Origin of the sequence: Pseudarthrobacter sp. Y6 (genome assembly GCF_050156205.1) — a bacterium.
Classification (GTDB): Bacteria; Actinomycetota; Actinomycetes; order Actinomycetales; family Micrococcaceae; genus Arthrobacter.
Genome location: NZ_CP189574.1, coordinates 1,881,069 through 1,905,066, shown reverse-complemented (window position 1 = coordinate 1,905,066; position 23,998 = coordinate 1,881,069). Strand labels below are relative to the sequence as shown.

The window sequence follows — 23,998 nt, the reverse complement described above, 5'->3', positions numbered from 1 at the left end:
ATTTGCATCTCAGATAATGAGACGGCAATATCATTACATGGACAATTCTAGTGGAGTCGGTGTCATTGATAAAGCGGCCCATGTGCTTGATGCACTGGAGGCCGGACCCACCACGCTGGCACAGCTGGTGGCCGCCACAGGGCTGGCCCGGCCCACCGTCCACCGGCTTGCCCTGGCCCTGATCCATCACCGGCTGGTGAGCCGCGACATCCAGGGCCGGTTTGTCCTCGGCAGCCGCCTGGTGGAGCTCGCCTCCGCCGCCGGCGAGGACCGTCTCATCGCTTCCGCGGGGCCGGTCCTGATGCAGCTGCGCGACGCCACCGGCGAAAGCTCGCAGATCTTCCGCCGCCAGGGCGAATGGCGTATTTGCGTCGCCTCCGCAGAACGCCCCATTGGCCTGCGCGACACCATCCCCGTGGGCACGAAACTTTCCATGAAGGCCGGCTCCGCCGCCCAGGTACTGCTCGCCTGGGAAGACCACGACCGGCTTCTTGAGGGCCTGCAGGCCGCCCGTTTCACCCCTACCGTGCTGGCAGGCGTACGACGGCGGGGCTGGGGCCAGAGCCTCGGCGAACGCGAGCCTGGGGTCGCCTCAGTCTCGGCGCCTGTTCGGGGACCGTCCGGACGCGTCATCGCCGCCGTCTCGATCTCCGGCCCCATCGAGCGGCTCACCCGCCAGCCGGGCCGCCTCCACGCCGAGGTGGTCTGCAACGCAGCGCGGCTCCTCACCGAGGCCCTGCGCAAGAGCAACGACTGAGGGCCTCGCCTCGGTCCAAGCCTGGCTGCCCACGGATAGGCTGTCGACATGAACAGCTACGCAGTCTTCCTCCGCGGGATCAATGTTGGGGGCATTAACATCAAGATGGCGGACCTCAAGAACGCTCTTGCATCACAGGGGTTCGGGGAAGTCAAGACACTGCTGGCCAGCGGCAATGTGGTGCTTGCCAGCGACGAGGATCCTGCCGCGGTCAAGCGAAAGATTGAAAAGTGCCTGCGTGGCGCGTTCGGCTACGACGCCTGGGTGGTTGTCCTGACGGCACAGCGGGTCTCCGAACTTGTGGCGGCCTGCCCGTTTCCGGCGGACGACAAGGCAACACACGCCTACATCACGCTGGCCTCGGACGCGGCCAGGCTCGATGAGCTGGATGCGGCCGGCGCAGCCCTTGAAGGGACTGAACAGAAACGGCTCGGCCCGGAGGCGCTGGCCTGGCTGGCTCCGGCTGGCGGGACGCTGGACAGCCCCTTCAGCAAGATCTCGTCCAAGGCAAAGTTCAAGGCAACCACCACCACCCGGAACCTGCGGACGCTGATCAAGGTCAGGGACGCCGCAACCGCCCTGGCGTAACGGCCTCAGTTTCCAGCCGCGTCCTTCAGCGCCCCGTTGAAGGACGCGAGCCTGCTGACCTCAACTTCCACCGGCTCCACCACGAAGTCCCGGGCAACCTCGCCCACCGCTGCCCTCAGCCGTTTCCTGGCCTTGGCTGCACGCGCCCTCGCGGCTCCTGACCCAATGAACATTCCGGTCAGCGCCAGGAAGGTCCCCAGCACCACCCCGCCGGCAATCATCAGCGTCGGCACAGGCCAGCCTTCGACCCTGGGCACCTCAGGCACCGGCATCTGAAAATACGCCAGGCCCGCCAGGACACCAAGCCAGCCCAGGCCACCCAGGACTGTCAGTAGCCCAAGCCATTGGACCACGTTAAACACCCCCCACCACCAGGACTTCCGGGACGCCATCAGGTCCGTGCCTGCGATGGCCTGGTCCAACGCATCCGGCAACTGCTCCCGGCCTTCGCGGGCAGCACCCCGGATCGCGGCACGCCATGGTCCGGGCGCGCCCGCACTTGCCGCGTCCGCAAAATCACGGACAGCAGCATCCGTCCGGGCGCGTTCCGGAGCGCCCGCGGCCGGGAGCGAGGTCCGGTTGAGTTGGGACGGGGACGAACTTTTCAGATTGAGCCGGCGGAGCGGATCCGGCCGGAACCGCACCAGCCACCGCGTCGCCGGCCACCCCGTGCGGCGCGTCGACTCGATGCGGTAGGACCGGGCGACTGCGTCGACCACCACGGGCACGTTGGCAGCCGTCGCCAGCTCATCGGTCAGCCGGGATCTGGACGCCGGTCTGACGCCGGCGGCTTCCCCAACGCCTGAGGCTTCCCGGAGCTGCCCGGAGGCCCGCGAAACGTCCGCGGCCAGCCGCTGCGAAAGCGCCTGGCGCTGCACCACCACATGCCGGATGGCGCTCCGGACCCTGTCCACGCCGGTTCCCTTTAAGGCGGATGCTCCCAGGACCTGCACTTTTCCGAGCCCGTCGCGGGCAAGGATCCCTTTCAATGACTCCAGCACAGGCTGCACATCCCGTTCGGGCAACCGGTCCACCTGGTTGAGGACCACCAGGGTCACGGCTCCATGGGCGGACAGGGGCGCCAGGAAATCGTTGTGGACTGCCGCATCGGCGTATTTTTGGGGATCCAGGACCCAGACCAAGACATCGACCAGGCCAACCATGCGCTCCACGATCTCGCGGTTCGCGGCCCTGGTGGAATCGAAGTCAGGCAGGTCCAGCAGGATCAGCCCCGTGCCCTCGTCCGCGAAGCCTGCCACGGGCCCGGCATGGTGGCGGTTGCGCACCTCAAGCCAGTCCAGCAACGGCTCACTGCCCTCCGCGCCCCAGACACCTGCCAACGGTTCCGACGTTGTGGGCCGGCGGGCGGCCGCCGTCGCGATTTCAGCCCCGCTGACCGCGTTGAAGAGTGACGATTTTCCGCTGCCGGTGGCACCAAAGAACCCCACAACGGTGTGATCAGCCGACAGTGACCGCCGGGAGCTCGCGCGTTCGAGGAGATCGAACACCTCCTCGAGTGCGGCGTCCGGCAAGACGCCTTCGGCGAGTTCGCGGGCATCATTGAGGGCTTCGAGCCTGCGGTCCAGCTGCGACGCTTCACGGGCAACACTGTGGCGGCTCATGCGTTGTCCGCCAGCCGGGCCAGTGCAGCGGCGTGGTCCGTCAGGATCCGGGCGGTGTCCGTGCCGCCCTCCGGCAGGCGTTGGAGGAACTTCTGCTGCTCTGCCTGCAGGAGGCGCTGGCAACGGGCATGGAGGTCATCCCGCGCCGTCTGCGCAAGCCGGCGGACCGCGCCTTCGCCGAACGCTGCCTCGAGCAGTTTCTGGCCGACGACGGCGGTACCGCCCGCCACGCCGATCTCCAGCCCGGTGAGGCCGGCGGTCATGGAAAACACCACGATCATCAGCGCGGCACCAAGTCCGTTTATGCCGAAGGAGAGCCATCTGGCCTGCGTGCGCTTGCCTTGCCCCTCTGTGCGGATCAGTTCCATGAGGCCGGCCTGCCAGGCCCTGATCTCCGCTGCGGCCACATCGGCAAAACCGGGGCTGGTGCCGGACAGATCGTCCGTCGCCAGGAGCTCGCGGCCGGCCGGGTCGGAGCGCCACCGCCGGTCAGTCTCTTCGCCGGCGTTGGCGGCCTCGTCCAGGATGACGGCCTGCAACCCTGTTTCGATGGCGGCCTCGACCCGTACGGCCGGCGTCGGTTCACCCCGGAAGAACGCGCCCACGCGGTCCCGCAGCCGTCCGATGTTCTGTTCCAGCGCCCGGAAGAATTCACCTGTTCCGACGAAGTCCTGCCAGCGCGCCAGTACTTCCCCGCGGAGGAGGGCGCCGTCCTTTGTTGCGTCCAGGATCCGGGTTCCGGCATCGCGGTAGGCGGCCTCAGCGTCTGCCCGGAGCGAGGCCGCGGCCCGTTCCTGCCCCTGGACCGCGTGCGCCACAGTGCCCACCCGCCCGGCCAGCGCCTTCACCGTCCCGTTGAGGGTCCGGCGGGCAATTTCGGACCGCCCCGCGGCGTCAGCTGCAAGGTCCTGCAGCCAGCGCCGCAGCGGCTCCACGGCGCCCGTTGGCAGCATGCCGAGATGGTCCAGGGCGGCCTCCGGCACAATGAACAGTCCGGCATCGCCGAGGCCTTCCTTCTGGAGCAACGCGCGGAGATCGGCGCTGACTTCGGCTTCCGCCTCCGCCGGCACACGGTCCAGGACCACGGCCACCATGATGTCCCGCGAGGACGCGTCCAGGAGCAACTTCCACGGGACCGCGTCTGCGTAGCGGTTGGCAGTGGTCACAAAAACCCAGAGGTCCGCGGCGGCCAGCAATTGACCGGCGAGCCTGCGGTTGTCATCGGAAATGGAGTCGACGTCGGGAGCGTCCAGCAACGCGATCCCCTGCGGTACAGCCAGGTCCGCCACCAGCACCAGGGAGGAAATGGCCTCCGCATCGGGTGTCGCGCCGGCCCGGCTGGCCGGGACGGGTTCCGTGGAGACGGTGTTCCGGATCCGGCTAAGGGTGGGCAGCACACGGTGGCCTTCGAACCAGCCGGCATCGGCCGGGTGGTGCAAAAGAATGGGTTGCCGGGTGGTTGGCCTGATGGCGCCGGAGCGTGTAACCGGGTGCCCCACCAATGCGTTCACAAGCGTTGACTTGCCGGCGCCCGTGGAACCCCCGACGACGGCAAGCAGCGGTGCGTCCAGGCTCCGGTACCGCGGCAGGATGTAGTCGTCCAGCTGGGCGACGGCGTTCCGCGTGTCCTGGCGTGCCTGTTCGACGTCCGCAAGGGCGAGCGGCAACGACACCGCGGAAAGATCCCCACGCACCGCCTCAAGCAATGCCACGGCTGGCTCCGACGCCGGGTTGGGCGGGCCAGCCGGCAATTTCGGTGCGCGCGTAGGCGGCAGAGGCTGCGTGGGACGAAGTCCGTCTGAGGAGGTCACAGCATCATCATGCCAGTTGCCGCAGCTTTTCCACCGGGCCCCGGTTGTCCCCTCACCGACACGGCGGCGTCCACAACGAAAAACGGCCCCGGGCTGATGCCCGGGACCGTTCAATGGTGACCCCAGCGGGATTCGAACCCGCGTTACCGCCGTGAGAGGGCAGCGTACTAGGCCGCTATACGATGGGGCCGCGTACTTCCAGGAAGTTTTCACTTCCAACCGGCGCCAGGCCGGTTTGCTAAGTGAGTATTTCATACACTCAGCGCGTGTTTCAAATCGGCGAACCGACCTGAAACCACTGATTTGCCGCGGTTAGCCTGCGACCAAACAGAGCTGGGATACCAGGACTCGAACCTAGAATGACGGTACCAGAAACCGTAGTGTTGCCAATTACACCATATCCCAATGATACTTTCGGGCCGGAGTTTCAGGCTTCAAGCCGCGCTCCGTGCGCCTCAGCACGAGAAATTACTTTACCCGAGACTTTGGGCTGGCACAAATCGGCGCTGACGGCTTGAGCGCCGAAGCCCTTGCCAGATCCCCCGGAGTAAGTTTACTCTCGGTAAGTTACTAGAGAGTAACCACCTCCTGCCTTTGCTGCAGGCACTTCGGAATTTTGTTTCTCGTCCGAGCTGCCGCCTGGTCCAGGTGTGTGGCCGGCAGCTTTCACTGCTGGCAAACCGTCGAGAGGACCCACCGTGACACAGAGTCGTGCCGCCGCGCCCACCAAGACCCGAACCCGGGCACAGCAACTCACTATCGCTGCCCTGGCCCTGATGCTTATTGCTTTGCTTGGGTTTTACACCCTGGTCACCGGCAGGATCACCGACGGATCGGCCAAACTGCTGGACGGTGCGGGCCAGGCCTCGGCTGGCGCTGAGCAGCTCAAGGACGGCGCCGGTCAGCTGGCGGCTGGTGCGGGCATGGCAGACACCGGTGCCGGCAAACTCTCCTCCGGCGCCGACAAAGTCTTTCTGGGTGTCAGCGAGAGGCTGGCCCCGGGTGCTGAAAAACTGCAGGCCGGCGCCGACAAGCTCGCCGCTGGCGCTGTCAAGATCGAGACTGACGTCAACAACAAACTCGCGCCCGGCGTCTACAAAGTGGACGATGGCGCCCGGAAGCTCGCCGCCGGAGCCACCCAGCTCGCTGCGGCGCTGACGCCTACTGCCGCTGGAAACGCCGAGAACAACCTGGCGGACGGCGCTACTGCGTTGGACGCCGGAGCCGCCCGCCTGAGCTCGGGGACCGGCGAGCTTGCCGCTGGCGCGGCACAGCTGAAGGGCTACCGTGGAGCGAACAACTCACCCGAGGCAGGCACCGGCACGGCAGCCTTGGCACAGGCCCTTGAGCTGCTGGAGGCGGCAGCCTCGGACCCGCTTCGGGGGCTGGTTCCACTGGCCGTTGTCAAGGACAAGATCGCCAAGATCACCGCCGGAGCCCACAAACTCGACGCCGGGGCGTCCCAGCTGCAGGCCGGCGCCGGGAAGCTCAATGACGGAGCCGAGCAGCTGCATACGGGAACAGGGCGCCTCACCGCCGGCTTCGCCACGCTGGGTGAAAAGCTCAACAGCCGCGATCCCAACAACCCGGGCGTTGTGCTCGGTACCGAACTGCTGGCCGCCGGAACATCCCAGATCCGCACCGGCATGGATGGCGTGCCCGGCAATGCCGACCGCCCGGGCCTGATCAATGCCGTCGCCAGCATCACTGAGGGCAGCTCACGGCTGGCGGACGGCACGTTGGCACTGAATGCCGGCATCAAGGGCGATCCGGCCGATCCCGGGAACCCCGGCCTGCTCCAGGGCTCCCAGGCGCTGGCTGCCGGCGCTTCGGAGCTGGCTACAGGCAACACCAAGCTGGCCTCGGGAACGACAGAGTTGGCGACCGGTGCCGAGAAACTTGCTGATGGCAATGCCCGGATTGCGGATGGCACGGACACCCTGCACTCCAGCGCAGCCGCCATCTCGCCCACCAGCATGGTGGGGAAGTCGGATACCGCCGTTGCCTTCGGCCTGGTTGCTGTGCTCGTGTTCGGATCCGTGGGCATCTATATCGTGCTGTGGAACAGGCGACGGCTGCAGTCTGCTGAGTAACCGGCCGGTCAGCCCAGCAGCTGCGACAGCGAGCTGACCGCGTGACCGGCGAAATCCGGCGCCGGCTCCCCCGCCCTGTTGAGCCAGACGCCTACCAGTCCTGCCGACGTCGAACCTTCAGCGTCCAGCATCCTGTTGTCCCCCACATAGAGTGTCTCCTCCGGGACAGTCCCCAGCAGGCGGACGCCTTCGAGATAGATGGCCGGCTCAGGTTTGGCCACCCCTAGGGTGTCCGTGCCAACCAGACGCATGACACGTTCCAGGCCGGCGCCGTCGAGCTTTGCCCGCTGGTAATCGTGGACGTTGTTACTGACGGCACCGTAGGGGATGCCGGCCGCGTCCAGCAGGTCCAGGAGCGGAAGCACGTCCGCGAAGGTCCGCACATAGGTGGGCTGCAGCCGGCTGTAGGCCGAGAGCCACCGGTGCGCTTCTTCGCCGTCGGCAAGATCCACCCCGAAGTGCCCCAGGGCGGCGCGACCCCGCAGGAGGCGCTGGTCGTTGAAGGTCAGCTCCCCCGCCAGGTACCTGTCGTAGTAGTGCGTGGTCTCGTGCGTGAAGATCCTGCCGAAACGCTCCCACCCGGTCTGGTCCAGACCGGGCAGGAGGTGTTCGCTGACCTCGCGCAGGGCGGTGGTCATGGCGTATTCAAGATCCACCAGGGTGTCGTCGATGTCGAACAGGACGCCCCGGATGGTCCCGAAGCGCGTGCTCAGGACTCCGCCAGCCGTGGTGCCGGTGGTAGACATCAGCCGCGGAAGGTGCGGAGCCGGCTCAGGGACGAATTCTTGCCCAGGATCACCATGGATTCGAAGAGCGGCGGCGAGATCCGGCGCCCGGAGATGGCGGTGCGGACGGGACCGAAGGCCAGCCGCGGCTTCAGCCCGAGGTCCTCCACGAGTGCCTGCTTCAGGGCCGTCTGGATGTTCTCCGGGTTCCAGTCCTGAACAGGCTCAAGGGCCGCCAGGGCGGCGTCCAGCACTTCGGTCAGGTTGGCGGGCAGGCCCTTGCGGGCATCGTCTGCGACATCGATGGCGTCGTCGGCCTTGAACAGGAAGGCCAGCATCTCCGGGGCCTCCCCCAGCAGGGTGATCCGTTCCTGGACGAGGGGTGCGGCCTCGGTGAGGATCTCTTCCTCCCGGTCCGTGAGGATCTCCCCGGCCAGGTCCGCGGCCCGGAGGTACGGCACCAGGCGCTCACGGAAATCGGCCGCCTCAAGCAGCCGGACGTGCGTGCCGTTGATGGCCTCTGCCTTCTTCAGGTCAAAACGCGCCGGGTTGGCCAGCACATCGTGGATATCGAAGTGCTCCACCAGCTGCTTGACGGTGAAGATGTCCTCGTCGGCGCTCAGGGACCAGCCCAGGAGGGACAGGTAGTTCAGCAGGCCCTCGGGGATGAAGCCGCGTTCGCGGTGCAGGAACAGGCTGGATTCGGGGTCGCGCTTGGAGAGCTTTTTGTTGCCCTGGCCCATGACGTAGGGAAGGTGGCCGAACTCCGGCATGTACTCGGCCACGCCGATGGCGTAGAGGGCACGGTACAGGGCGATCTGGCGGGGCGTGGAACTGAGCAGGTCTTCGCCGCGCAGCACGTGCGTGATTCCCATCAGGGCATCGTCCACCGGGTTTACCAGCGTGTACAACGGCGCGCCGTTGGCCCGGACCACCGCGAAGTCCGGCACGGAGCCGGCCTTGAATGTGATGTCGCCACGGACGAGGTCCTTGAACGTGAGGTCCTCCTCCGGCATCCGTAGGCGCAGCACAGCCTGGCGGCCTTCGGCCTTGTACTGGGCCAGCTGTTCCTCGGTGATGTGCCGGTCAAACCCGTCATACCCCAGCTTGGGGTCCCGGCTGGCCGCACGGTGGCGGGCTTCGATTTCGGCGGGCGTGGAGTAGGACTCGTAAATGTGGCCGCCGGCCTTCAGCCGAGCGATGACATCCTGGTAGATGTCGCTGCGCTGGGACTGGCGGTACGGCTCGTGCGGGCCGCCCACCTCCACGCCTTCGTCCCAGCTGATGCCCAGCCACTTCAGCGCGTCCAGCAGCTGGTGGTAGCTTTCCTCGCTGTCCCGCGCCGAGTCCGTGTCCTCGATGCGGAAGACCAGGGTGCCCTTCGTGTGCCGGGCATAGGCCCAGTTGAACAGCGCCGTGCGGATCAGGCCCACATGAGGAGTGCCCGTGGGTGACGGGCAAAACCGCACCCGGACCGGGGTATCGGCAGTGACGGACGGGATGGCGGCAGGGTTCAGCGCGGAGGCAGTAGTCATAGTGGTTCCAACTTTACCCGTCAGCGGCGGACCACCGGGTTGGACAGGCGACCGATGCCCTCTATCTCCACGTCGTAGCGGTCCCCCGCGGTGACGAGGTCGACGCCGGCCGGGGTGCCGGTCATGATGACGTCACCGGGGAGCAGCGTAAAGGCCCGGGACACGATGGAGACGATTTCCCGGACGCCGCGGATCATCTGGCTGGTGCTGCCGTCCTGGCGCAGTTCGCCGTTGAGCCAGCCCTTGATGGCCAGGTCTTCGGTGTCCAGCTCGGTCTCGATCCAGGGTCCGAGGGGTGCCGATGTGTCGAAGCCCTTGGCCCGGGCCCACTGCAGGTCCGTTTTCTGCACATCGCGGGCGGTGAGGTCGTTGCCGCAGGTGTAGCCGAAGATGACGTCGTCGACGCGGTCTTCCGGGACGTCCTTGCAGATCCGGCCGATGACCACACACAGCTCGGCCTCGAACGAGACTTCGTCGGAGAATTCCGGCAGCACGATGGGGTCGCCGGGGCCGATGACGGAGGTGTTCGGTTTCAGGAACAGCAGTGGCTGCTGCGGGACTTCATTGCCCAGCTCGGCTGCGTGCTCGGCGAAGTTGCGGCCCACGCCGATCACCTTGCTGCGGGGAATGATCGGCGCCAGGAGCCGGACGTCTTCGAGCTTGTGCTTAACGTGGGTGCGCTCCACCCCGTTGAAGAAGGGGTCGCCGTTGATGACAGTGATTTCCTCACTGCCGGGCTCGCCTTCAACAACGCCGTAGAGGGGATCAGAATCGACTACAAACCTGGCAATACGCATGGGTGCTAGCCTACCGTCTCGAGCGGTAGCCCCTGCCCTGCGTCTCGTCGTACTGTCAGGCCTCAGGCTGCCCACGGAGGTAGTCAAGCTGCGCGGCCACCGACATTTCGGCCGCCCGCCGGACGGAAGGTTCGACGTCGGCGTACACGTCGTCTGCCACGTCCGCCACGGTGGCGTCCCCGCCAAGACGCACCAGGGCCGCGCGGATCTGCGCCAGCCTCTCGTGCCGGTGCTCGCGGTAGGCGCGGGTAATGACCGCCAGGGAAGGCAGCGCCGGGCCGTGGGCCGGCAGGACGGTGGCCTGGCCAAGGGCTTCAAGCCGGTCCAGGGACTCGAGGTAGTCCCCCAGCCTGCCGTCCGGGTAGTCCAGCATGGTGGTGCCGCGGCCCAGGATGGTGTCGCCGGTCAGCACAGAGCCGTGCTGGCCGTCGTCGGGAAGGTGGAAGCAGACCGAATCGGAGGTGTGGCCAGGCGTGGCCAGGACCTGGACCGTCACTCCCGCCGCCTGGATGGTTTCACCGTCCTGCAGGGGCTCGCCGCCGCCGTGGCAGTGCCGGGGATCGGCCGCGCGGACCGGGGCGCCGGTGAGCTCATGGAGCCGCAGGGAGCCCGCCGTGTGGTCCGCGTGCCGGTGCGTCACCAGAATGAGTTCCACGGAGCCTACGTCCGCGAGGCGGCGGAGGTGGTCTTCGTCCGCGGGGCCCGGATCCACCACCACCGAGGTACTGGCTCCGGGCGCGGAGATGACGTACGAATTGGTGCCGTCCAGGCTCATGGGCCCGGGGTTGGGTGCCAGGATGAAAGCCGTCAGCGGGCTGCCGGCATGGAGAGAGCCGCTCGAGGTGGAGTTCACTGCACCATCTTCGCATCACGTCGGCACGGAATAACCTCACCCCCGGTGCAGGTTATGGCTGGTGAACCCACCGCCAAGAGAGAGCAGCCACCCACGCCCATGAGCACTTCATCCACCATCTCCTTGCCCGAACTGTTGTCGGGCGCCGACGCCGCGGGACACGATCACGCACTGACAGAGAAGAACAGCGGCCTGCAGCACATCCACAACCACGCGACGGGCACCATTGTCTGGTTTCCCACGTGGCAGAAGTTCCGTGAGACCACTGACTGGAGCGAGGCGGTGGACGGTGTCGCCGAGGATTTCCGGTCAGGTTCAGCACCCATCGAAGAATGGGCGGCCACCTTCCTGGCTGCAGACCTGGACTCGCTCCTGAAACGCGCTGCTGCCTCCAGCGAGGCAAACATTTTTGTCCAGGAGAACCTCACGCACCATCTGACACGGACCTGGGCTGTGGGCGACGCCGTCGCGAAGGCAGCAGGGACGGATCTGCCCACCGGCAGCACCAATCCGTCCATCTTTGCTGACTATCCCTATGACGTATATGCCCAGGACGGCGGCGCCTTCGCCACCGCACTCTGGAACGACGTCATCGACGCCCGCCGCAACCGCGCCCTGGCCGACGAAGCGGCGCGCAAGGCCCTGAAACCGGTCTCCCGCAAGGCCCTGAAGAACGCTGCCCGGAAGGCAACCGGCCGCTAAAGAACAACGCGGGGTCACTTAGCGCCCATCCCGATGGTAGAAATGGGCGCTAAGTGACCCCGCGTTGTGGTGGTCAGGGTTGTTGTGGTCAGGCCAGGCGGGTCAGCCAGCCGTGCGTATCCGGCACGGTTCCGGTCTGGATGCCGAGGAGCTGTTCGCGGATGGCCATGGTGGTCTCCCCCGCCTTCGCGTCCTCGGAGCCGATGAATTCGGTGGTGTCCTTCAGGACACCGATCGGGGTGATCACGGCTGCGGTGCCGCAGGCAAAGACCTCGGCGATCTCGCCCGAGGCCACGCCGTCGCGCCATTCCGCCAGGGTGATCTTGCGCTCGGTGACCTCCCGGCCCATGTCCTTCGCCACCTGCATCACGGAGGAGCGGGTGATGCCTTCCAAGATGGTCCCCGTGAGCGCGGGAGTGACCAGGGAGCCGTCCTTCATCACAAAGAACACATTCATGCCGCCGAGCTCTTCCACGGCGTCATCGTTGAAGTGATCCAGGAACAGCACCTGCTTGCAGCCGTTGGCTTCGGCTTCCTGCTGGGCGATCAGGGAGGCGGCGTAGTTGCCGCCGCACTTGGCCGCCCCGGTACCGCCGCGGCCTGCGCGCGCGTACTCGCGGGAGATCCAGATGGACACGGGCCTGAGCACGCCGCCGAAGTAGTTGCCGGCGGGCGATGCGATCACCCGGAAGGACACCTCACGCGCGGCCCGGACACCCAAGAACGCCTCGGTGGCGATCATGAACGGGCGCAGGTACAGGGCCTCGCCGTCACCGGCTGGAACCCATTCCTTGTCCGCCTGCACCAGTTCCCGGATGGCGCCGAGGAAGTATTCCTCGGGCAGTTCCGGAAGTGCAAGGCGTCGCGCCGACTTGTTCAGGCGGGCGGCGTTGGCCTCCGGACGGAAGGTCCAGATTGAGCCGTCAGCGTGGCGGTATGCCTTGAGGCCTTCGAAGATCTCCTGGCCGTAGTGCAGCACCGCGGCAGACGGATCCAGGGAGATGGGTCCGTAGGCCTCAACGCGCGCGTTGTGCCAGCCACCCTCGCCTTGCTCGTCCACGCTGTAGTCGACGACGGCGGTGTGGTCGGTGAAGTAATTGCCAAATCCCGGGTTCGCCAGGATGGCTGCACGCTCTTCAGCTGACTTCGGGGTTGCCGAGAGCTGCTGGTTAAATTCGACGCCATGGGCGGTCTGAGTCATGGTTCCTCCACGATCGGCTGCCTTCTGAATGTGGTTCAGCACTGAACCGCAGGGCAGCATTTGGTGATTCGAAACAAGCTTACGCCCGTTGGCAGGACCTGCTGGCCGGGCCTAGAGCGCTGCAGCGATGGCATCCCCGACGGCGCTGGTGCTACGGGCGCCGCCGTCGCGGGTTTCGACGTCGGCGATCACCGCAGCTTCGATCCTGCGGGCCGCGGCGGTGTAGCCGAGGTGGTCCAGCAGGAGCACCGCTGACAGGATGGCCGCAGTGGGATCTGCCTTCTGCTGGCCGGCGATGTCCGGGGCCGAGCCGTGGACCGGTTCGAACATGGACGGAGCGGTGCGGTCCATGTTGATGTTGCCGGATGCCGCCAGGCCGATGCCGCCAGTGACGGCTGCAGCGAGGTCAGTCAGGATGTCGCCGAAGAGGTTGTCTGTGACAATGACATCGAAGCGGGACGGGTTGGTGACCATAAAGATGGTGGCCGCATCAACATGCAGGTAGTCGTGGGTGACCTCGGGGAATTCCTGGGCCACCGCCTCGACCGTGCGCTTCCACAGGTGACCGGCGTAGACCAGGACGTTGTGCTTGTGCACCAACGTCACATGCTTGCGATCACGGGTGCTTGCGCGGCGGAAGGCATCGCGGACAACACGCTCCACGCCATAGGCCGTGTTCAGCGAGACTTCGGTGGCCACCTCGTGGGGCGTGCCCGTACGAAGGGAGCCGCCGTTCCCCACGTAGGGCCCCTCGGTTCCTTCCCGGACGACGATAAAATCGATGATGCCGGGATTGGCCAGCGGGCTGCCTACCGTTCCGTACAGCCGCGACGGCCGCAGGTTGACGTAGTGGTCCAGACTGAAGCGGAGCTTGAGCAGCATCTCCCGCTCGATGATGCCGGACGGAATCCGGGTGTCGCCGGGGGCGGCACCCACTGCGCCGAAGAGGATCGCGTCCCGCGTGCGCAGGTCGGCGAGGACCTCATCCGGAAGGGTCTCGCCGGTGGCCAGCCAGTGCTCGGCGCCGAGCTTGTAATGGGTCTGCTCGAGGACAACGCCTTCAGCGGCGACTGCCTTTTCGAGGACTTTCAGTGCCTCGGCAATGACCTCTGGGCCAATGCCGTCACCGGGAATGACAGCGAGATTGATCGTGGATGCGCTCATGCTCCAAGAATATTAAGATCATCCGCATGCCGGACAATCAGTCTCATTTGTTGAGACGAAGGCGCGGGTCCTCCGGTGAGGCCACCACCACCACGTTGGTGCCCCAGAAATCACCCGTGTAGCAGGAAATGAGGACCAGCCTGTTGGGCGCCACTTGCCAGATGGGACTGTCCTTGAGGCCGGACTTGACGTAGGTGGTCACCGAATCCACCAGGTAAGCCACTTCACCCGTGGCTGTGGCCACGGTCAGCCTGTCACCTGCCGCCGCGTGGGTACTGAGCCGGTTGAACGGCGCGTCCCTGTCCGTCCAGCTGTGGCCGGCGATGTAAGTGGTATTGATTGAGCCCGCTCCGGGCACACCGTAGGGCGACAGCCAGTAGCCGTCCATGGTGGGGGGCGGCACGATGGTCTGGGTGGCCTGGTCCTCGCCGGTGGGTTCGAGCGGATGGACCGCCACATCGATGTCTGCGGCCGGGTACACCAGTCTCTGCGGAGGCGACGCTGCCGGACCGGCCGGGACCGGCGCGCCGATGTCCACCGGGGGCGTGGGGGTGGACGGTGTTTGCGCCGGGACCGTCGGCTGCACAGCAACCCCGGTCACCGTCGGCGAAGTCCCGGGCCCGGCCAAGAATGGGAGGAATGCGAACGCCAGGTAGGCCAGCACGCCACAGAGCGCCACGAAGGCGATGCTCTTGGCGGTGAAGAGCCTTTCCCGCCCCGCTTCCGGCAAACGGTCTGCCTGATCCTGGGACGGAGTTGATGCCGTTGAATGATCGCTGTCCATGGTTATCCCGAATGTCAGTCGGACTTGCCCGGTGTGCCGGCAGGCGCCGTGCCCTTGCGGCCACGGCGCCTGCCGGTGATTCAAGCAGTGCCCCTGCGGGCGCCGGCCTCCGGCATCATTCCTTCCGGGGCCCGGACCCGGTACCGCTGGCCGCCAGCGTCTTGCGGGCGGCTACTCCCGCTGCAGCGAGCAGCATCACCACGATGCCGGCGGCCCAGGGGGCAACGGCAACGTCAGTGGAACCTGCCACTGCAGTCTGGACATTGAAGCCAGGGTTGTTGGCAGCTACGGCACCTTGACCCGTCGGTGTACCCACAACTGCCCCACTGGGAGTTTCGCCCGGCGTCACCGGAGGCACTACAGGCGGGACTACCGGAGGAACAACAGGCGTCACTACCGGAGGAACAACAGGCGGCACTACTGGCGGCACAGTTGTGGGAACGCAACCGTTGTTGAAAGTTGCCTGCCCCGAGGCCGTCCAGTTCTGGCCCTCCGGCACAATGCTTCCACTGTTCGGCGGGATGATGTCCTCGCTGAGCTGGTGGTTGGCATTGGCGTGACCATTAAGTCCGTTCAGGTCGATGGTGATCACCACATACGGATTAGTCGCCGAACCGGTGGCGTGGCAGATGGTGACCTTGTGGTCACCGTTACCATTCCCGTTTCCGTTCCCGTTCCCGTTGCCGTTTCCGTTCCCGGGCGCGTTGCAGCCCGCGTTCCACCAGTCCATCTTGTCCAGGTTCTGCCCTGCTGGCAGGACTTTTCCTGTATTCGCAGGGATGATGTCTTCCTCGAGCTGGTGGTTGGCGTTTGCGTGCCCTTGGAGCCCGTTGAGGCTAATGGTTATCTGCTCATAGGGATGGGTGGCTGAGCCCGTTGCATGGCAGATTGTGATCATGTCCCCACCACCCGGTGATTCAGTTGGTGAAGCCACTGCTATAGCTGAGGCACCGAGCAGTGCGAGACTCGTGACGCCTAATGCGGCAAGGATACGTTTCATTTCCGTCTCCATCATTGTCTGGTTCAAACTGATCAGACATAAAAGAGAACGGCGACCGCCCCAACCTGACGGGTCAAACGGCAAACAGACAGCATCGGGGGGCGACGGTTCTCCCAGATGCGAAACATCAGTTTGCTAACCAGATAAGGCTAGGCAGACGGACAGCAAGGTGTCTCCAGTACTCAGTACCCGCCTTCCAAGTCGGGTCCTACTGACAGGCACGGAAACCTACTCGGTCCGGGCCGGCACAGAGAGCCCGCCCGGACTGCTCTTAGGCTTCGGCCGGCTCTTCGTACTTGGGGAAGACGGGCGCCGGAGCCGGCAGCGGCGTTCCGGCGACAATCGGCGTGGTGAGCGCGGAGAACTGGCGGGATCCGCCGTCGGGCTGTCCCAGGGTGTCCAACAGCGCGGCGGTGGCGGTGGGCATCACTGGCTGGGCCAGGATGGCCACGATGCGCAGCACCTCCAGCGTCACGTACAGCACGGTGTTCATGCGTTCGACGTCGGTCTTCCGCAGCACCCAGGGGGCCTGCTCGGCGAAGTAGGCGTTGGTGTCCCCCAGGACGCCCCAGATGGCCTCGAGTGCGCGGCTGAATTCCTGCTTTTCGAAGGCTGCCCGGGCCGTTTCGAGGAGCCCGTTGGCCTGCGCCAGGATCGCGTTGTCTTCAGCCGCGAAGGCACCCGGAACCGGTACCCGGCCCTCGCAGTTCTTGGCCACCATGGACAGCGAACGCTGCGCCAGGTTGCCGAAGTTGTTGGCCAGGTCCGAGTTCATGCGGCCAACAATGGCCTCATGGTTGTAGCTGCCGTCGGCACCGAACGGGACCTCGCGGAGGAAGAAGAACCGTACCTGGTCCAGGCCGTACTGCGCCACAAAGTCTGCCGGCGCCACCACGTTACCGAGGGACTTGGACATTTTCACGCCGTTATTGTGCAGGAAGCCGTGGATCACAACGCGCTTGGGGAGTTCGATGCCGGCGCTCATCAGGAACGCCGGCCAGTAGATGGCGTGGAACCGTGAGATGTCCTTGCCGATCACGTGCACGTCGGCGGGCCAGAACTTCCTGAATGATTCCGAATCGACGTCCGGGTAGCCGACGCCGGTCAGGTAGTTGGTGAGCGCATCCACCCAGACATACATCACGTGCTTGTCGTTGCCGGGGACGGGGACGCCCCAGTCGAAGGTGGTGCGGCTGATCGACAGGTCTTCGAGGCCGCGCTTGACGAAGCTGATGACCTCGTTGAAGCGGGACTGCGGTGCGCCGAACTCCGGCTGGGCCTCGTACAGCGCCAGCAGGCGGTCCTGGTAGGAGGACAGCCGGAAGAAGTAGCTCTCCTCAGCCGTCCACGTCACCTCGGTGTCCGTCTCCTTGGAGTACCGCACGCCGTCGTCCTTGACCACGGTGTCGTCCTCGACGTAGAACGCTTCGTCCCGGACGGAGTACCAGCCCTCGTACTTGGACAGGTAGATATCGCCTTTGGCTTCCATCTTCTTCCAGATGGCCTGCGACGCGGCGTAGTGGTCAGCGTCCGTGGTCCGGATGAAGCGGTCGTAGGTGATCCCCAGCGCGGCGTGGGCAGACTTGTAAACTTCCGCGTTGCGGTCCACCAGTTCCTTGGGCGTGACACCTTCCTTCTCGGCCGCCTGCGCAATCTTCATGCCGTGCTCATCCGTGCCCGTCAGGAACATCACGTCAAAGCCGTCAAGCCGCTTGAAGCGTGCCATGGCGTCGGTGGCGATGTACTCGTAGGCATGCCCGATATGCGGAACACCGTTCGGGTAGGTGATGGCCGTGGTGATGTAGAACGGGGTTTTGTCTGTTGCGCTCACGTGCGGACGTTACCTTTGGTGCGAAGGGGTAGGGCTAGATCAGTTCAGTCAGCGTATCGCTCAGGCGGACCAGTTCGTGGTCGTGGGAAGCGACCAGTACTGCGATTCCGTCCGAGGTGGTGTCCTTGAGGATGCTGATGATGCGGTTGGCGGAGGCCCGGTCCAGGCTGGCCGTGGGCTCATCAACCACCAGCACACGCGTGCCCAGGATCAGGGCGCGCGCGATCGCCACACGCTGGCGTTCACCACCGGAAAGCTGGGCCGGACGGTGCCGCATCCGGCGGCCCAGACCCACCAGGTCCAGGAGGTCCTTGGCCATGTCGCGGCGCTGGTCCACCTCGCCGTCGGGAACGGCCGGCAGGAGCACGTTCTCGAGGGCGCTCATGCCGTCGATCAGGGCGCCGCCCTGGTCAACGTAACCGATCAGGGCCCGACGGCGGTCGGCGATTTCGTCGTCGCCCATGCTTTCGAGGGAATCCCCCTCCCAGAAGACACGGCCCGACGTCGGCAGGGTCAGTCCCGCGCCCACTGTCAGGATGCTGGTCTTGCCGGATCCGCTTCGGCCGGCCACGCAGTGCATCTCGCCGGCGTGCAGCGTGAGGTCGAAGCCCTCCACAACGCTGACGGCTTCGGCACCGCTCTTGCCGCCGCCGTAGCGGATGGTGATGTCGCTCAGTTCCAGCGGGGTCCCGTGGTCCGCGGCCTTGACGATGGTGTTGGCACGGGTCTGCAGGGGCGCCACAGCCGGGCCGGACCTCCGGCTCCGGTGAACATTCGTCTCGTTTATCATTGGACCACTTTCGTTGCAATCGGTATCCAGCAAAGTACAGCCACCAGGCCGGCGACTCCGGCCCACAGCGCGGCATACGGGGCAAGGAGCAGCCCGATGCCCAGCGCGCCCAGGACGCCCAGCGGCAGGGCCACCGTGCCCACCAGCGCGTTTTCGAAGAGACGGACCTGGCGGAGCATGTCCGGGTTCCAGCCCATGGCTTCGAGGATGCCCAGGTACTGGCGTTTGGCGTTGAGCTCAAACCTGCCGGTGACCAGGGTCAGGGTGAGGCCCACGGCGACGCCGGCGAGGGCCAGGAGCATGCTGGGCAGCGCCACGCTTGCTGCAGCCAGCCCGCTGAGCGCACTCGCTCCGGCCGCACGGGGGATGTCGATGAGCAGAGCCACCAGCCCGCCCACTGCGGCTCCGAAGACGCCAACTGCGACCGCCAGGGAAAGGGTATTGAACTTGTTGGTGCTTAGCTGCCGGTTGGCAAACGTCAGCGGGGAGTCCACCGGGATCAGCCGCTCGTCGTGCTGCGGTTCCTGGTCCACCTCATCGCGGTGACGCAGCTGCTGCGCGGCGAAGAAAGCCGCTGCCGCATACAGGACCAGGACGGAGGCCGAGACGATGGCGGTGGTCACGCTCCAGCTCACCAGGCTCAGGACAATCCCGGCCACCGCGAGCAGCGCAGCGCCGACACCGAATTCCTCGAGCACCCAGTTCCTGATGCGCACCTGGGTCCAACCCATGGCGCGGAGGGTTCCGGCTTCGCGTTTGCGTTTGCGGATGTAGCTGACGGTTGAGGCGCCGGTCAGCAACGCGGCTCCGCACAGGGTGAGGAAAAGCAGCGTGACGTTGGTACCGGTCAGCGAGCCGGAGACTGCGTCGGCCGCGTTCTGGCGGACCCAGGACTGCTGGACAGTGCCCAGCGCTGACTCCTTGCCGGCGTCGTCCTTTGAGTATCCGGGAACAAAAATGCTGGCGTCTTCACGGGCCGAACCGGCCACAACAGTAGCTTCCAGGCCCATTTCGCGGATCTCGCTGGCGAGCTTTTCGACGTCCGGCTGGGCTTCCTTCCAGCTGCCGGGGGCCTTGGCCCGGACACGCACCGCATCGATCACGGCGGCGTTGTCCTTGTAGCCGCGGGCCGCTGCCAGGCCGTAGAAGTCGGTGATGGCGCCGGCGGACTGGCTTGCAAGTCCGGTGGCACTGAGTGAGGGCTTGAGTTCGGTACCGGTGACCGTCTTGCCGTCGGCGTCCTTGGTGAGGGTAAACGGCGTGGGGTCGTAGCCACCCAGCGGGAGGCGGTTGACGTCGCCGGCCGCCTTCTCGACGGCCGAGGGGTCGAAAGTCCCGTAGACCATGGCCAGCGGAGCCGCGAGCTTCTCCCCTGTCGCCAGGTCTTCGCGGTACGAGCGTTCATCGACGGGTTGACGCTGCGTCTGGTCCACCGGGGCGCCGTTGGCACCCTTCTCCGGCAGCCGGTTCACGGTGACCCAGTCGCTGGGAACTGCGGCCTTCTGGACCGCGCCGTTGGCGGCCGATTCACCATCGGTGTACTTCGGCGCGGCGGCAAAGTCGGTGCTCCACGTGGCCGGGGTGTAGAGCCCCTGGTTGAAGTTGCCGGCACTGCCGAGAAGACCGGAGTGGTCGGTGGAACCGGGCCAGGACAATGCAAAGGGGTCCTTGGACACAAACGGCAGGTAGTCCTTGCCGAGGGAGCGTGTGGCGGTACCGACGTCCTTGACGACCTTGCCGGAGGCGTCGATCTCTTCGATCTTGACGTTGTATTTGAGGTCCAGGGACGTGCCGGAACGGACAATCAGGGGAATGGCCTGCGAGTCCGCGGTGAGCTGTCCGCTGCGTTTCGCCTGCTGGTACTGGGTCATCAGGGGTGCCCAGTACTTAAGTTTGACGCCGAGGAAGTCAGGGCCTTCGTTGAGCTGGTCCATGCTGATGCCGTTGGTGAAGAGGCTTTCGAAGTGGCGGCCAATGGCACCGGCGTTCCGCGCGTCGGCGGGCGGGGCCTTCTCGAGGGGGGCCAGGAAGTCGCCGGCTGAGCCCAGCAGTGCGCGTTCGGAGACGGGGTCGACGGCGACTACGGACTCGGTCACTTCGGGAGACAGCGGCAGGGATACCGAAAGGTTGAACAGGTTGTGTTCGGAGCCGCCGGCTGGAGCGGGGAACTTGATGCCCGTCTCGTTTGCGGGAGGGGCGATCCGGATGCTGGTGCCACCGGCCGTCTTCTCTTCGATCAGGCGGGCCTTGCCCAGGCTGCCCTCGGCGGTGGACTTGAACAGGGTCTTCTCGGAGACGCCGTCGGAGCTGACGGCGCTGGCCGTCAGGCGGTATTTCTTGGCGGTGTCGCTAAGCACGGACTCGGCGGCGGGCCATTTGCCGGGCTCCGTTGCGCCGGCGGCCTGGTCCGTGGTGGCCGTGCCTGCCAGTCCGGAGTTGTAGCCAAGGTAGTCCATGGCGTCGAGCCGCGGAGCTTCGAGGTTCTGCGTCACGCGGGACACCAGGCTGATGGGCGCTGCCACCGAGGTTCCGGAGAGCTTCCGGATCTTCTCGAGCTGGTCAAAGCCGATGCCGCCGCCGCCGTTGGCGATTTCCGGCTGCATCAGCGCACCGGAACCTGCCTTGGCCTGGACCAGGACATCGTAGAGACCTCGCGAATTCTCATCCACCGTCCGGTTAAGTGCGGCCTGCGACTGGCCTTGGACGAGGACCGACAAGCACATGGCTGCGATCAAGATGGCCGCGGTCAGCAGCAGCACTTTGCTTCTGATGAACCTCTGGACGGCGTTCATTGGGGCTCCCTGAAACCTGGATTGCGTGCGCACACCGGGATCCGCAGGCGGCGGATATAAAGGATTTCCTGCCTGGTGTGCAAAAAGTATTGGCCGGTCTGCCGGCATGGTCCCGAAACAGGACCCAGCCATTGTAAGCAGACCGGCCAATCATACGTGGCCGGCGTTAATCTCCGGTCACGCGTCGTTGATGGCGGTGCAGTTCCTAGTCCTCGAGGTCCACTTCACGGACCATCTCGGCGCCGATGCCTGCCTTGATGGCGTCAAGCACCTGCTGTGGAACGGAACTGTCGATGGTGAGCAGCGCCAGAACCTGGCCGCCTTCCGCCTGCCGGGCCACCTGCATGCCGCCGATGTTGATGTTGTTCATGCCCAGGATGTGTCCGATGGTGCCGATCACACCCGGCCGGTCGGCGTAGGAAACCACCACCAGGTGCTCACTGATGGGGATTTCGACGTCGTAGCCGTTGACTCCGACGAGCTTCTCCACCTGCTTGGGGCCCGTAAGCGTGCCGGCCACGGAGATCTGCGATCCGTCGCTCAAAGCACCCCGGATAGTCAGGACGTTGCGGTAGTCCTCCGCTTCCGCCGTCGTGATCAGGCGGACGTTGATGCCGCGCTGTTCGGCGATGACCGGGGCGTTGACGTAGGAAACCTGTTCGGTCACCACATCGGCGAAGATGCCCTTGAGCGCGGCAAGTTCGAGGACCTTGACGTCCAGCGCCGCGATCTCGCCGGCCACCTCGACGTCGATCTGGGTCAGGGAGGCGTGGGTCAGGGCGGTAAAGATCCGGCCCAGCTTTTCGATCAGCGGGATGCCCGGACGGACGTCGGGCGCGATCACACCGCCGGCCACGTTCACGGCATCCGGTACGAGTTCGCCGGCCAGCGCCAATCGCACGGACTTGGCAACCGAGACGCCTGCCTTCTCCTGGGCTTCATCGGTGGATGCACCAAGGTGCGGGGTGACCACTACGTTGTCCAGGGCGAAGAACGGCAGGTCCGTGCTGGGTTCCTTGACAAAGACGTCCACGGCCGCGCCGGCGATCTGGCGGTCCTGCAGGGCAGCGTAGAGCGCCTCTTCGTCGACGAGGCCACCACGGGCCACGTTGACCACGTAGGCGGTGGACTTCATCTTGGTGAACGCGTCAGCGCCGAGCATGCCGACGGTTTCCGGCGTCTTGGGCATGTGGATGGTAACGAAGTCCGACTGGCTCAGCAGTTCATCGAGGGTGACGAGCTTGACGCCGAGCTGCGCGGCGCGGGCCGAGGTGATGTACGGATCGTAGGCGAGGATTTCGGTGTCGAAGCCCTGGAGGCGGGCAGCAACGAGGGCGCCGATGCGGCCCAGGCCGATGATGCCGATCTTCTTCTCGAATAGTTCGATGCCCGTGTACTTGGAGCGCTTCCATTCACCGTTTTTCAGCGCGGAGCTGGCCTGCGGGATGTGGCGTGCGAGGCTCAGGATGTGGCCCACCGTCAGTTCCGCTGCCGAAATGATGTTCGACGTCGGGGCGTTGACCACCATCACGCCGGCCTGTGTGGCGGCTTTAATGTCAACATTGTCCAGGCCAACGCCGGCGCGGGCGATGACCTTGAGGTTCTTCGCGGCGGCAATGGCTTCGGCGTCCAGATGGGTGGCGGAGCGGACCAGGATGGCGTCCACGTCCGCGATGGCGGCGAGCAGCTGGGACCGGTCGGAGCCGTCAGTCTGGCGGATCTCGAAGTCCGGGCCGAGGGCCTCGATGGTGGCGGGCGAAAGTTCTTCGGCGAGCAGTACTACGGGTTTTGACACGGGTGATCCTCTGCGTTGCAGTCCTTGGGATGGAACAAGTCTAGGCGGACGGAAAGGCCGGGCTCACATTGTTAAGTGAACCCGGCCTCATAATGGCACCCCGAGGGGCACCGGCACAGCAGACTTAGCGGGCTGCGGAGCCCTCTACGTAGTCCTCGTCCGTCTGCTGCCAGGCGAACAGGGAGCGCAACTCGCGGCCAACGGCCTCGATCGGGTGCTGCTCAGCCTTGGCACGCAGGGCCTTGAACTCTTCGCCGCCGTTGTCCTGGTCGTCGATGAAGCGCTTGGCGAACGCGCCGCTCTGGATGTCGGCGAGGACAGCCTGCATGTTTTCCTTCACCGCGGGGGTGATGACGCGCGGGCCGGAGACGTAGTCGCCGTACTCGGCGGTATCGGAAACGCTCCAGCGCTGCTTGGCGATGCCGCCTTCCCACATGAGGTCAACGATGAGCTTGAGTTCGTGAAGCACCTCGAAGTAGGCGATCTGCGGCTGGTAGCCGGCTTCGGTCAGGGTTTCGAAGCCGTACTGGACCAGCTGGGATACGCCGCCGCAGAGGACGGACTGCTCGCCGAAGAGGTCGGTTTCGGTCTCTTCGGTGAAGGTGGTCTTGATGACGCCGGCGCGGGTGCCGCCGATGGCCTTGGCGTAGGACTTGGCCAGGTCCCAGGCTGCACCGGTGGCGTCCTGCTCCACGGCGATGATGTCCGGGATGCCACGGCCGGCTTCGAACTCGCGGCGCACGGTGTGTCCCGGAGCCTTCGGGGCGATCAGGATGACGTCAACGCCCTCCGGTGCCTCGATGTAGCCGAAGCGGATGTTGAAGCCGTGGGCGAAGGCCAGTGCCTTGCCCGGGGTCAGCTTGTCCTTGATGGAGTCGTTGTAGATCGAGCGCTGGTACTGGTCCGGCGCCAGGATCATGATGACGTCGGCCCATTCGGCAGCGTCGGCAACGGTCAGGGCCTTGAAGCCGGCTTCTTCGGCCTTGGCGATCGACTTCGAGCCTTCCTTGAGGGCGATGACAACCTCGACACCGGAGTCGCGCAGGTTCAGCGCGTGGGCGTGGCCCTGGGAGCCATAGCCAACAATGGCAACCTTGCGACCCTGGATGATCGACAGGTCGGCGTCGTCGTCGTAGAACATTTCAGTCACTTGGGTAA

19 protein-coding genes and 2 tRNA genes are annotated in these 23,998 nt (G+C 65.7%); 4 read left to right on the top strand and 17 right to left on the bottom strand.

Going from position 1 to position 23,998, the window contains the following annotated elements; all coding sequences use genetic code 11:
• Nucleotides 1-37: 37 nt before the first annotated feature.
• Together ACQCSW_RS09095 and ACQCSW_RS09090 are read left to right on the top strand one after the other, a co-directional pair.
• Nucleotides 38-757 carry an IclR family transcriptional regulator gene (locus tag ACQCSW_RS09095; protein ID WP_104061235.1) on the top strand — a complete coding sequence of 240 codons (720 nt, stop codon included), beginning with the start codon at nt 38-40 and terminating at the stop codon, nt 755-757.
• A 48-nt stretch (nt 758-805) separates the two neighbouring features.
• Nucleotides 806-1,345 carry a DUF1697 domain-containing protein gene (locus ACQCSW_RS09090; protein WP_426990443.1) on the top strand — a complete coding sequence of 180 codons (540 nt, stop codon included), beginning with the start codon at nt 806-808 and terminating at the stop codon, nt 1,343-1,345.
• Between the two features lie 5 nt (nt 1,346-1,350).
• On the opposite strand, the gene ACQCSW_RS09085 is transcribed toward ACQCSW_RS09090, so the two are convergent.
• The 4 genes from ACQCSW_RS09085 to ACQCSW_RS09070 form a co-directional block, all read right to left on the bottom strand.
• Complete coding sequence (locus tag ACQCSW_RS09085; protein ID WP_426990442.1) at nt 1,351-2,967, bottom strand: GTPase; 1,617 nt, start codon at nt 2,965-2,967, stop codon at nt 1,351-1,353.
• Nucleotides 2,964-4,679: a dynamin family protein gene (locus ACQCSW_RS09080; protein ID WP_426990441.1), complete on the bottom strand. Its 1,716-nt coding sequence runs from the start codon at nt 4,677-4,679 to the stop codon at nt 2,964-2,966. Before ACQCSW_RS09080 ends, ACQCSW_RS09085 begins: the two co-directional genes overlap by 4 nt.
• A 213-nt stretch (nt 4,680-4,892) precedes the next feature.
• A tRNA-Glu gene (locus ACQCSW_RS09075) sits at nt 4,893-4,968 on the bottom strand.
• 143 nt (nt 4,969-5,111) lie between these two features.
• Nucleotides 5,112-5,183, bottom strand: a tRNA-Gln gene (locus tag ACQCSW_RS09070).
• Between the two features lie 293 nt (nt 5,184-5,476).
• Here ACQCSW_RS09070 and ACQCSW_RS09065 point away from each other — a divergent pair.
• A complete protein-coding gene (locus ACQCSW_RS09065) occupies nt 5,477-6,871 on the top strand; it encodes a hypothetical protein (protein WP_426990440.1) in 1,395 nt (464 codons plus the stop codon).
• An 8-nt stretch (nt 6,872-6,879) separates the two neighbouring features.
• Here the strand turns inward: ACQCSW_RS09065 and ACQCSW_RS09060 are convergent, their stop codons facing one another.
• The 4 genes from ACQCSW_RS09060 to ACQCSW_RS09045 are packed head-to-tail and all read right to left on the bottom strand — an operon-like array spanning nt 6,880 to nt 10,781.
• Complete coding sequence (locus ACQCSW_RS09060) at nt 6,880-7,617, bottom strand: HAD family hydrolase (RefSeq protein WP_426990439.1); 738 nt, start codon at nt 7,615-7,617, stop codon at nt 6,880-6,882.
• Nucleotides 7,617-9,131 (bottom strand): glutamate--tRNA ligase, encoded by a 1,515-nt coding sequence (gene gltX / locus ACQCSW_RS09055; protein WP_426990438.1) that lies wholly within the window; start codon nt 9,129-9,131, stop codon nt 7,617-7,619. The genes ACQCSW_RS09060 and gltX overlap by 1 nt, the downstream gene beginning before the upstream one ends.
• A gap of 20 nt (nt 9,132-9,151) precedes the next feature.
• Nucleotides 9,152-9,928, bottom strand: a complete 777-nt coding sequence (locus ACQCSW_RS09050; RefSeq protein WP_426990437.1) for a fumarylacetoacetate hydrolase family protein — start codon at nt 9,926-9,928, stop codon at nt 9,152-9,154.
• Between the two features lie 55 nt (nt 9,929-9,983).
• The gene (locus ACQCSW_RS09045) at nt 9,984-10,781 is read right to left on the bottom strand and encodes an MBL fold metallo-hydrolase (RefSeq protein ID WP_426990436.1); all 798 of its coding nucleotides are present in this window, start codon (nt 10,779-10,781) and stop codon (nt 9,984-9,986) included.
• A gap of 99 nt (nt 10,782-10,880) precedes the next feature.
• Between ACQCSW_RS09045 and ACQCSW_RS09040 the strand changes: the two genes are divergently transcribed.
• A complete protein-coding gene (locus ACQCSW_RS09040) occupies nt 10,881-11,483 on the top strand; it encodes a hypothetical protein (protein WP_426990435.1) in 603 nt (200 codons plus the stop codon).
• 88 nt (nt 11,484-11,571) lie between these two features.
• Here the strand turns inward: ACQCSW_RS09040 and ACQCSW_RS09035 are convergent, their stop codons facing one another.
• The 9 genes from ACQCSW_RS09035 to ilvC form a co-directional block, all read right to left on the bottom strand.
• Nucleotides 11,572-12,684, bottom strand: a complete 1,113-nt coding sequence (locus ACQCSW_RS09035; protein ID WP_426990434.1) for a branched-chain amino acid aminotransferase — start codon at nt 12,682-12,684, stop codon at nt 11,572-11,574.
• 111 nt (nt 12,685-12,795) lie between these two features.
• Entirely contained in the window at nt 12,796-13,848 is a 1,053-nt protein-coding gene (locus ACQCSW_RS09030) for a 3-isopropylmalate dehydrogenase (RefSeq protein WP_426990433.1), read from the bottom strand.
• A gap of 43 nt (nt 13,849-13,891) precedes the next feature.
• Nucleotides 13,892-14,632 (bottom strand): class F sortase, encoded by a 741-nt coding sequence (locus ACQCSW_RS09025; protein WP_426990432.1) that lies wholly within the window; start codon nt 14,630-14,632, stop codon nt 13,892-13,894.
• 115 nt (nt 14,633-14,747) lie between these two features.
• Nucleotides 14,748-15,530, bottom strand: coding sequence for a hypothetical protein (locus ACQCSW_RS09020; protein ID WP_426990431.1), 783 nt, complete (start codon nt 15,528-15,530; stop codon nt 14,748-14,750).
• Between the two features lie 373 nt (nt 15,531-15,903).
• The gene (gene metG, locus ACQCSW_RS09015; protein ID WP_426990430.1) at nt 15,904-17,463 is read right to left on the bottom strand and encodes a methionine--tRNA ligase; all 1,560 of its coding nucleotides are present in this window, start codon (nt 17,461-17,463) and stop codon (nt 15,904-15,906) included.
• Between the two features lie 34 nt (nt 17,464-17,497).
• Nucleotides 17,498-18,253, bottom strand: a complete 756-nt coding sequence (locus ACQCSW_RS09010) for an ABC transporter ATP-binding protein (RefSeq protein WP_426990429.1) — start codon at nt 18,251-18,253, stop codon at nt 17,498-17,500.
• Nucleotides 18,250-21,045: an ABC transporter permease gene (locus tag ACQCSW_RS09005; RefSeq protein WP_426990428.1), complete on the bottom strand. Its 2,796-nt coding sequence runs from the start codon at nt 21,043-21,045 to the stop codon at nt 18,250-18,252. The genes ACQCSW_RS09010 and ACQCSW_RS09005 overlap by 4 nt, the downstream gene beginning before the upstream one ends.
• Nucleotides 21,046-21,250: 205 nt before the next feature.
• On the bottom strand, nt 21,251-22,840 hold the full coding sequence (gene serA / locus ACQCSW_RS09000; protein ID WP_426990427.1) for a phosphoglycerate dehydrogenase: 1,590 nt from the start codon (nt 22,838-22,840) through the stop codon (nt 21,251-21,253).
• Nucleotides 22,841-22,964: 124 nt separating this feature from the next.
• The gene (gene ilvC, locus ACQCSW_RS08995; protein WP_354250935.1) at nt 22,965-23,990 is read right to left on the bottom strand and encodes a ketol-acid reductoisomerase; all 1,026 of its coding nucleotides are present in this window, start codon (nt 23,988-23,990) and stop codon (nt 22,965-22,967) included.
• Nucleotides 23,991-23,998 lie beyond the last annotated feature (8 nt).